Here is an 8,036-nt window from a genome sequence, read left to right on the forward strand (position 1 = left end):
GGTCCACGCGGTGGATCCGCCCTGGCGGGCCTGCTCCACAATTGGGTCGCGATCCCCCTCGCCCGACAGGAGCAGCACATGACCGTCCTCGCCGCACCTGGTGACACCTGGGGCATCTCCGGTCCCGCATTCCTCGCGGTCTATCTCCTCGCAGCCGTCGTGATCATCGTCGGCACGGTCGTCCACCGGCTCTCGGTCCTCGCCGGGCCGCAGGTGGGCGACGTGGGTCAGCTCGGCCCGCAGCAGGTCGCCTACCTCAACGGCGGGCAGCAGTTGGCGATCTGGGCCTCGCTCGGCGGGCTGCGCAGCAGCGGGGCCATCGGCGTACGCCCGGACCGGCGGCTCACCACCGGCGGCGCGCTGCCGGCCGGGATCACGCCGCTGGACCAGGCCATCCACTTCGCGGCCGGCCGGAACGCCACCACCCGGGAACTGGCCCGCGACGAGTGGGTGGTCCGGGCGCTCGACCAGCTCCGGACGAGTCTGGAGCAGCGCGGACTCGCGCTCGCGCCGGCCCGCCGGGCCGCGCTGCGCCGGGGCGCGTTCCTGCTCACCGCCCTGCTGCTGGTCGGCGTGTTGCGCATCTTCGCCGGCCTGGGCAACGACCGTCCGGTGGGTTGGCTCGTGCTGAGCCAGCTCCCGCTGATCGTCGTGGCCGTCCTCCTGTACCGGGTGCCGTGGCGCACCCGCGCCGCCACCCAGGCCCTGCGCGGCCTGCGGCGTCAGCACACCTACCTCGCGCCCGCCTCGGCCCCCGCCTACGCCACCTACGGCGCGGCGGGTGCCGCGATGGGGGTCGCGCTGTTCGGCACCGCGTCGCTCTACGCCATGGACCCCGGCTTCGCCAGCCAGGCCGAGATCCAGCGCCAGGCGATCAGCGGCTCCGGCGCCTCCTCGACCGGCGGCGGATGCGGCGGCGGCAGCTCGTGCAGCGGGGGCAGCTCGTGCGGCGGCGGCGGGGGTTGCGGCGGAGGCGGGTGCGGCGGATGACCGGCCCCGCCGGCGTCGGCATCGGCTGGCGGCCGGAGATCGCCGGGTTCGTCGCCGACCTGCCCGGGCTGCGCTTCGTCGAGGTGGTCGCGGAGAGTGTCGCCGCGACCGGGCCACCGCCCGCCGGGCTGGCCGCGCTGCGCGAGCGCGGCGTGACGGTCGTACCGCACGGCGTGCGGCTGTCCCTCGGCGGCGCGGAGCCGGTCGACCCGGCGCGCGTCGCCCACCTGGGCGCGGTGGCGGAGCTGGTCGGGGCGCCGCTGGTCAGCGAGCACATCGCCTTCGTCCGGGCCGGCGGCGTCGAGGCCGGCCACCTGCTGCCGCTGCCCCGCAGCCGGGAGGCGGTCGACGCGGTCTGCGCCAACGTCGCCCGCGCGCAGGCCGCGCTGCCGGTGCCGCTCGCGCTGGAACCGATCGCGGCCCTGTTCGACTGGCCCGACGACGAGCTGGACGAGGCCGACTTCCTCACCGAGATCCTGGACCGCACCGGCGCGTTCCTGCTGCTGGACGTCGCCAACGTGTACGCCAACGCCCGCAACCGGGGCGCCGACCCGCTCGCGCTGCTCGACCGGCTGCCGCTGGAGCGGGTCTCCTACGTGCACGTGGCGGGCGGCGCTGAGCACGGCGGCTACTACCACGACACGCACACCGATCCGGTGCCCCCGGCGGTGCTCGACCTGATCCGCGAGCTGTGCGCCCGCCGCCGCCCGCCGGCGTTCCTGCTGGAACGCGACGGGCACTACCCGCCCGCCCCGGTGCTCCGCGCCGAGTTGGACGCCCTCGCCGCCGTGTCCGGCTTCCCGGTGGTGACGTGAGCGGCGACCTGGCCGAGCGGCAGGCGGCGCTGGTGGCGGCGCTGGTCGCCGGCGGCCCGGTGCCGGCGGGCTTCGACCCGGCGGCGCTCGCCGCCGCCGGGACCGCGCTGCTGCGCAAGCGCGCCGGGGAGGTGGCCCGGCACTGGCCGCTGCTCGCCGCCGGTCTCGGTCCCCGGTGGCCGGAGACCTTCGCCCGCTGGGCGGCGGGGCGGCCGACCGGGGGCTCGCTGCGCGACGGCTGGGACCTGGCCCGCGACCTGCGCGACCGGGGCGCGCTGCCGCCGCTCGGCGCGGAGGAACTGGCCGCGCGCGAGGCCGCCCACCGCTACGACGGGCGCCGGCCGCCGCGACCGCGTCGGCTGCCGGCGTGGGGGCGCGCCGGCGGGGCCGTCGCGGTCCAGTTCGCCGGTCGGGTACGCCTGCTGCGTCCCGCCCGCCGCTGAACCGCCCGCCGCCGGACCGCCCGCCGCTGAACCGTCCGCCGGTCCGGCGCGTGCGGCTCGAGGGCCCCGCTGGCGGATCCGGCCGGGTGCGGCAGGATCGACGGCATGGATCTCGGACTGACCGATCGGGTGTACGTACTCACCGGCGCCTCCCGAGGGCTGGGCTTCGCCACCGCGCAGTGTCTCGTCGCCGACGGTGCCCGGGTGGTGCTCTCCGCCCGCGACGCCGACGCGGTGGCCGCCGCCGCGCACCGCCTCGGCGGGCCGGAGCGGGCGGTCGGGCTGACCGCCGACCTGGCCGACGCGCAGACGCCGGAGCGCCTCGTGGCGGCGGCCCGGGAGCACTTCGGCCGGCTCGACGGGGCGCTGGTCTCGGTCGGCGGGCCGCCGCCGGGCAGCGCCGCCTCGGTCACCGACGAGCAGTGGCGCCGCTCCTTCGAGACGGTCTTCCTCGGCACCGTCCGGATGGTCCGCACCGTCGCCGAGAACCTGGCCGCAGGCGGGGGCGGGGCGGTCGGGCTGGTCCTGTCGACCTCGGCGCGCGGGCCGGTGCCCGGCCTGGGCATCTCCAACGGCCTGCGGCCCGGCCTGGTGGGCATGGCCAAGGACGTCGCCGACGAGTATGGGCCCCGGGGCGTGCGGGTCGTCGGCCTGCTGCCCGGGCGGATCATGACCGACCGCAACGTGGAACTCTTCGCCGCCACCGGTGACCCCGACCGGGCCCGCGCGGAGGCCGAGGCGGCCATTCCGCTGCGCCGCATCGGCGCGCCGGACGAGTTCGGCCGGGTGGCCGCGTTCGTGCTCTCCCCCGCGGCGAGCTACCTGACCGGGGTCACCGTGCCGGTCGACGGCGGCGTGCTGCGGAGCCTGTGATGGCCGCGCCCGCCGCCGGATCGTCCGCCGGTCCGCCCGCCGACGGATCGTCCGACGGTCCCTCCGCCAACGGCTCGCCCGCCGGTCCGCCCGCCGATGGGTCGTCCGACGGTCCCTCCGGCGATGGATCGTCCGCCGGATCGCCGCTCCGGCGACGGACGCGGGTGGCGCGGGCGGCCGGGCGGCATCCGCGGCCGACGCGGGAGGAACTCGCCGCGGCGGCGGAGCGCACCATCCCCGACGTCATCGCCCCCGGCCTGGACGTGCTGTTCGTGGGCATCAATCCGGGCCTGTGGTCGGCCGCGACCGGGTGGCACTTCGCCCGGCCGGGCAACCGGTTCTGGCCCGCGCTGCACCGGGGCGGGTTCACGCCCCGGCTGCTGCATCCCAGCGAGCAGGACGAGCTGCCGGGATACGGGCTGGGCATCAGCAACATGGTCGCGCGGGCCAGCGCCCGGGCCGACGAGCTGACCCCGGCCGAGCTGGTCAAGGGCGCGGAGATCCTCACCGGCAAGGTGGAGCGGTACCGCCCCCGGTGGGTGGCCGTGGTCGGGGTGACCGCGTACCGGATCGGGTTCGCCCGGCCGAAGGCCGCCTTCGGACCGCAGCCGCAGCGGCTGGCCGGCGCCCGGCTCTGGGTGCTGCCCAACCCCAGCGGCCTGAACGCGCACTTCACCCCCGAGACGCTCGGCGCCGCGTTCGGGGAGTTGCGGGCGGCGATCACGGCCGGCTGAGACGTCGGTCGGCCGCGCGTCAGTTGGCCGCGGCGCCGGCGGTTGGCCGTGGCCGGCGGGTTACCGCAGCCGGCAGGTTGGCGCAGCTGGCGGCAACGTCAGTTGGCTGCGCCGGGCGGCAGGGTCAGTTGGCCGCCGCCGGCGGCAGGGTCAGTTGGCCGCCGCCGGCGGCAGGGTCAGTTGGCCGCCGCCGGCGGCAGGGTCAGTTGGCCGCCGCCGGCGGCAGCGCCTCGTCGGCGAGGTAGGGCCGCAGCGGCGGCACGGCCACCGGCTCGGGCCCGGTCGCGTCGGCGTACGGGGTGGGCGAGTCGGCGACCGCGAACTGGGTGCGGTAGAGCTCGGCGTAGAGCCCGCCCACGGCCACCAGCTCCTCGTGCCGCCCCCGCTCGACGATCCGTCCGTCGTCGAGCACCAGGATCTGGTCGGCGTCGCGGACGGTCGAGAGCCGGTGCGCGATCACCAGCGCGGTACGCCCGGTCAGCGCCACCGACAGCGCCCGCTGCACCGCGGCCTCGCTCTCCGAGTCGAGGTGCGCCGTCGCCTCGTCGAGGATCACGATCGACGGGGCCTTGAGCAGCAGCCGGGCGATGGCGATGCGCTGCTTCTCGCCGCCGGAGAAGCGGTAGCCGCGCTCGCCGACGAGGGTCTCCAACCCTTCCGGCAGCGACCGGACCAGGTCGGCGACCTGCGCCCCGGCCAGGGCCGCCCAGATCTCGTCGTCGGTGGCGTCCGGCTTGGCGTAGCGCAGGTTCTCGGCGATGGTCTCGTGGAACAGGTGCGAATCCTGGGTGACCACGCCGATCTCGTCGCGCAGCGAGGCGAGGGTGGCGTCGCGGACGTCCACCCCGCCGACCAGCACCTGCCCGTCGGTGACGTCGTAGATGCGGGAGATCAGCATGGACAGCGTCGACTTGCCGGCGCCGGAGGGGCCGACCAGCGCCACCATCTGCCCCGGCTCGACCGCGAACGAGACGCCCTTGAGCACGGGCTCGTTGATCGTACGGTCGAGGGCGGCGACCTCCTCCAGGCTGGCGAGCGAGATCTCGGCGGCGCTGGGGTAGCGGAACCGGACGTCGCGGAATTCGACCCGGCCGCTGGCCCGGGGCACCGGCACCGCGTCGGGCCGCTCCTCGATCGTCGGCTTCAGGTCGAGCACCTCGAAGACCCGGTCGAAGGAGACCAGCGCGCTCATCACGTCGACCCGGACGTTGGACAGTGCGGTCAGCGGGCCGTAGAGGCGGGTGAGCAGCAGGGCGAGGGTCACCACGGTGCCGGCGCTGACGTTGCCGGTGACCGCCAGCCAGCCGCCGAGCCCGTAGGTGAGCGCCTGGGCCAGCGAGGCGACCAGCAGCATCGCCACGAAGAAGGTCCGTGAGTACATCGCGGACTGGATGCCGATGTCGCGAACCCGCTCGGCCCGCCCGGCGAACCGTCGCGCCTCCACCTCGGGCTGGCCGAAGAGCTTGACCAGCAACGCGCCCGAGACGCCGAACCGCTCGGTCATCGTCGCGTTCATCTTCGCGTCGAGGTTGTAGGACTCGCGGGTGATCTCGGCGAGCCGCTTGCCGACCCGGCGGGCCGGGATGATGAAGACCGGCAGCAACACCAGGGAGAGCGCGGTGATCTGCCAGGAGAGGGTGAACATCACCGCGGCGGTGAGCACGAGCTGGATGACGTTGCTGACCACCCCGGACAGCGTCGAGGTGAACGCCCGCTGCGCGCCGAGCACGTCGTTGTTGAGCCGGCTGACCAGCGCACCCGTCTGGGTGCGGGTGAAGAACTGCAGCGGCATCCGCTGGACGTGGTCGTAGACCCGGGTGCGCAGGTCGAGGATGATGCCCTCGCCGATGCGGGCCGAATACCACCGCTGGGCGAGGGAGAGCAGCGCGTCGAACACCGCGAGCCCGGCGATGACGAGGGCCAGCCGGACCACCGCGCTGCCGGCGTCGGCGCCGCCCCGGGTGATCGTGTCGATGACGTCGCCGGCGAGCACCGGGGTGGCGACGCCGATGACGGCGGCCAGCACCACCGTGACCAGGAAGACGACGATGTCGCGGCGGTAGGGCCCGGCGAAGGCCACGATCCTGCCGGCCACCCCGCGCTTGAGTCGGTGGGTGGATATCTCGTCGCGGTTGCGCATCGACCGGAGCATGCTCCAACCGGTCATGCCGCCGCCCGACATCGAGTGGGACACGTTCACCTCCGGGTCGTCGGGCTGACCGCACCGTCAGGTCAATTCTCCCGACGACTCTGACAACCTCGGCCGTAACCCTGATCTTCCCGAACGGTCCTTACGACTTACTCTCCCCGCCCGGCGAGGTCACGCAGCCGGCGGGTCTGCGCCTCCCGCTCGGCCCGCTGCTGGTCGACGGCGGACCGACCGGTCGCGCCGGCCAGTAGGGCCTTGATCTCCACCACCGCGTTGCGGTCGTTGGCCAGCAGCCCGGCGGTCAGGTCACGCACCGCGGCGTCCAGCTCGGCGTTGGGCACCACCAGGGTGGCCAGGCCGATCCGGTCCGCCTCGGCGGCGTCCATCCGCCGGCCGGTCGCGCAGATCTCCAGGGCACGGCTGTAGCCGACCAGGTCGACCAGGCGGCCGGTGCCGGCGAGATCCGGGACCAGGCCGAGCGTCACCTCGGCCATGGAGAGCTTCGCGTCCTCGGCGAGCACGCGCAGGTCGCAGGCGAGCGCCAGCTGGAAGCCGGCGCCGATCGCGTGCCCCTGCACGGCGGCGACGGAGACGACGTCGGGACGGTGAAGCCAGGTGAAGCCGCCCTGGTATTCCGCGATCCGGTCGGCGCACTCCTGCTCGGGCAGGGTGGCCAGCTCGGCGAACGACCCCGGGCCGGAGGCACCGGCCACCGACAGGTCGAGGCCGGCGGAGAACGCCCGCCCCTCGCCGCGTACGACCACGACCCGGACGTCGCCGGGGAGGTCCCGCGAGAAGTCGCTCATCGCGCGCCACATCGCCGGGGTCTGCGCGTTGAGCACGTCGGGCCGGCACAACGTGACCGTCGCGACCGGCCCGTCGCATTCCAGCCGGACCCCGGTCGTCTCGGCGGTCACCGAGCGACCCGGGGAGCGGCGCTGATGGACGACGCTGGTGGGCGGGTCACGCCTTCTTGCGGCGTCGGGCGCCGCCACGCTGCCGCAGCTGAACCCCGGACTCGGTGAGCACCCGGTGGATGAACCCGTAGGAACGGCCGGTCGAGGCCGCGAGCGCGCGGATGCTCTCACCCGAGGTGTACCGCTTTACCAGGTCCTTGGCGAGCGTCTGACGCTCGGCTCCGACGATCCGGCGACCCTTCTCAGTGCTGGTGGCTGTGCCAGTGGCTGCCATGCTGTGTCCTCACGTCCCAGACTGTGCGGTTCGGATACGGTCCCACCTATTAGACCGCCTCGAACGATCATGCGCCAGATATCAACTCTTCGCCAACCGACACGCTATGCAATGTCAGCTTCCCGATAGCGTGATGCTCCCGACGCCACCCGGGGCCCGCCCGCCCCTCGGCGCCGGGCGTGCCGGGTGACCGCGCCGTACCCTGCTGGCGTGATCGACCTGTTGGGCACCGCGGCCGGCGCCACCGTGGTGTTCGCCGCCACCAACATCGACGACATCGTCGTCCTGACCCTGTTCTTCGTCGGCGCCCGCACCACCGGCCGGCCCCGCCCCTGGCAGATCGTCGCCGGGCAGTACCTGGGCATCGGCGCGCTCGCGCTGGCCAGCACCGTGGTCGCGGCGGGGCTGCTGGTGGTGCCCGAGCCGTGGACCGGGCTGCTCGGCCTGCTGCCGGTCGCCCTCGGCGTCCGCGCGCTGCTGCGTGACGACGCCGACGACGCCCCGGCGGTGGTCGGCTCGACGCTCGGCGTGGCCGGGGTGACGATCGCCAACGGCGCCGACAACATCGCCGTCTACGTACCGGTGTTCCGGGCGCTCGACCCGGGCGGCGGCGCGGTCTTCCTGCTGGTCTTCGCGGCGCTCATCGCGCTGTGGTGCGCCGCCGGGGCCTGGCTGGGCGGGCACCCCCGGGTGACGCGGCTCGTCGGGCGCGTCGGCCACTGGCTCGTCCCGGCGGTCTTCATCGCCATCGGCGTGGTCATCCTGGCCACCTCGGGCGTCCTGCCCCACCTCCTCGCCCTCCTGCGCTGACCACCACTCCCACTCCCCCTCCCGCCGCCCC

9 protein-coding genes are annotated in these 8,036 nt (G+C 75.0%); 6 read left to right on the plus strand and 3 right to left on the minus strand.

Features of this window, described 5'->3' with window-relative positions; translation table 11 throughout:
* Positions 1 to 78: 78 nt before the first annotated feature.
* The 5 genes from RM555_RS29815 to mug all read left to right on the plus strand — a co-directional run bounded on the left by RM555_RS29815 (position 79) and on the right by mug (position 3,855).
* The gene (locus RM555_RS29815) at positions 79 to 990 is read left to right on the plus strand and encodes a TIGR04222 domain-containing membrane protein (RefSeq protein ID WP_311414832.1); all 912 of its coding nucleotides are present in this window, start codon (positions 79 to 81) and stop codon (positions 988 to 990) included.
* On the plus strand, positions 987 to 1,805 hold the full coding sequence (locus RM555_RS29820; protein ID WP_311414833.1) for a DUF692 domain-containing protein: 819 nt from the start codon (positions 987 to 989) through the stop codon (positions 1,803 to 1,805). Before RM555_RS29815 ends, RM555_RS29820 begins: the two co-directional genes overlap by 4 nt.
* The gene (locus RM555_RS29825) at positions 1,802 to 2,248 is read left to right on the plus strand and encodes a hypothetical protein (RefSeq protein WP_311414834.1); all 447 of its coding nucleotides are present in this window, start codon (positions 1,802 to 1,804) and stop codon (positions 2,246 to 2,248) included. The genes RM555_RS29820 and RM555_RS29825 overlap by 4 nt, the downstream gene beginning before the upstream one ends.
* A gap of 105 nt (positions 2,249 to 2,353) precedes the next feature.
* Complete coding sequence (locus tag RM555_RS29830; RefSeq protein WP_311414835.1) at positions 2,354 to 3,121, plus strand: SDR family oxidoreductase; 768 nt, start codon at positions 2,354 to 2,356, stop codon at positions 3,119 to 3,121.
* Between the two features lie 164 nt (positions 3,122 to 3,285).
* A complete protein-coding gene (mug, locus tag RM555_RS29835; RefSeq protein WP_311414836.1) occupies positions 3,286 to 3,855 on the plus strand; it encodes a G/U mismatch-specific DNA glycosylase in 570 nt (189 codons plus the stop codon).
* A gap of 202 nt (positions 3,856 to 4,057) precedes the next feature.
* On the opposite strand, the gene RM555_RS29840 is transcribed toward mug, so the two are convergent.
* From RM555_RS29840 to RM555_RS29850, 3 genes are all read right to left on the minus strand, one after another.
* Positions 4,058 to 6,037 carry an ABC transporter ATP-binding protein gene (locus RM555_RS29840; protein WP_311414840.1) on the minus strand — a complete coding sequence of 660 codons (1,980 nt, stop codon included), beginning with the start codon at positions 6,035 to 6,037 and terminating at the stop codon, positions 4,058 to 4,060.
* 116 nt (positions 6,038 to 6,153) lie between these two features.
* On the minus strand, positions 6,154 to 6,921 hold the full coding sequence (locus RM555_RS29845; protein ID WP_311414837.1) for an enoyl-CoA hydratase/isomerase family protein: 768 nt from the start codon (positions 6,919 to 6,921) through the stop codon (positions 6,154 to 6,156).
* 46 nt (positions 6,922 to 6,967) lie between these two features.
* On the minus strand, positions 6,968 to 7,195 hold the full coding sequence (locus RM555_RS29850) for a helix-turn-helix domain-containing protein (protein WP_007462679.1): 228 nt from the start codon (positions 7,193 to 7,195) through the stop codon (positions 6,968 to 6,970).
* A gap of 210 nt (positions 7,196 to 7,405) precedes the next feature.
* Between RM555_RS29850 and RM555_RS29855 the strand changes: the two genes are divergently transcribed.
* Entirely contained in the window at positions 7,406 to 8,005 is a 600-nt protein-coding gene (locus RM555_RS29855; RefSeq protein ID WP_311414838.1) for a cadmium resistance transporter, read from the plus strand.
* Positions 8,006 to 8,036: the final 31 nt, after the last annotated feature.

Source organism: Micromonospora reichwaldensis, from assembly GCF_031845925.1.
GTDB lineage: Bacteria > Actinomycetota > Actinomycetes > Mycobacteriales > Micromonosporaceae > Micromonospora > Micromonospora reichwaldensis.

What these genes read in the sequence shown, in the direction of transcription:
- RM555_RS29815 (WP_311414832.1), top strand. Translation starts at nt 79, where the DNA reads ATGACCGTCCTCGCCGCACCTGGTGACACCTGGGGCATCTCCGGTCCC.
- RM555_RS29820 (WP_311414833.1), top strand. Translation starts at nt 987, where the DNA reads ATGACCGGCCCCGCCGGCGTCGGCATCGGCTGGCGGCCGGAGATCGCC.
- RM555_RS29830 (WP_311414835.1), top strand. Translation starts at nt 2,354, where the DNA reads ATGGATCTCGGACTGACCGATCGGGTGTACGTACTCACCGGCGCCTCC.
- RM555_RS29840 (WP_311414840.1), bottom strand. Translation starts at nt 6,037, where the DNA reads ATGTCGGGCGGCGGCATGACCGGTTGGAGCATGCTCCGGTCGATGCGC.
- RM555_RS29850 (WP_007462679.1), bottom strand. Translation starts at nt 7,195, where the DNA reads ATGGCAGCCACTGGCACAGCCACCAGCACTGAGAAGGGTCGCCGGATC.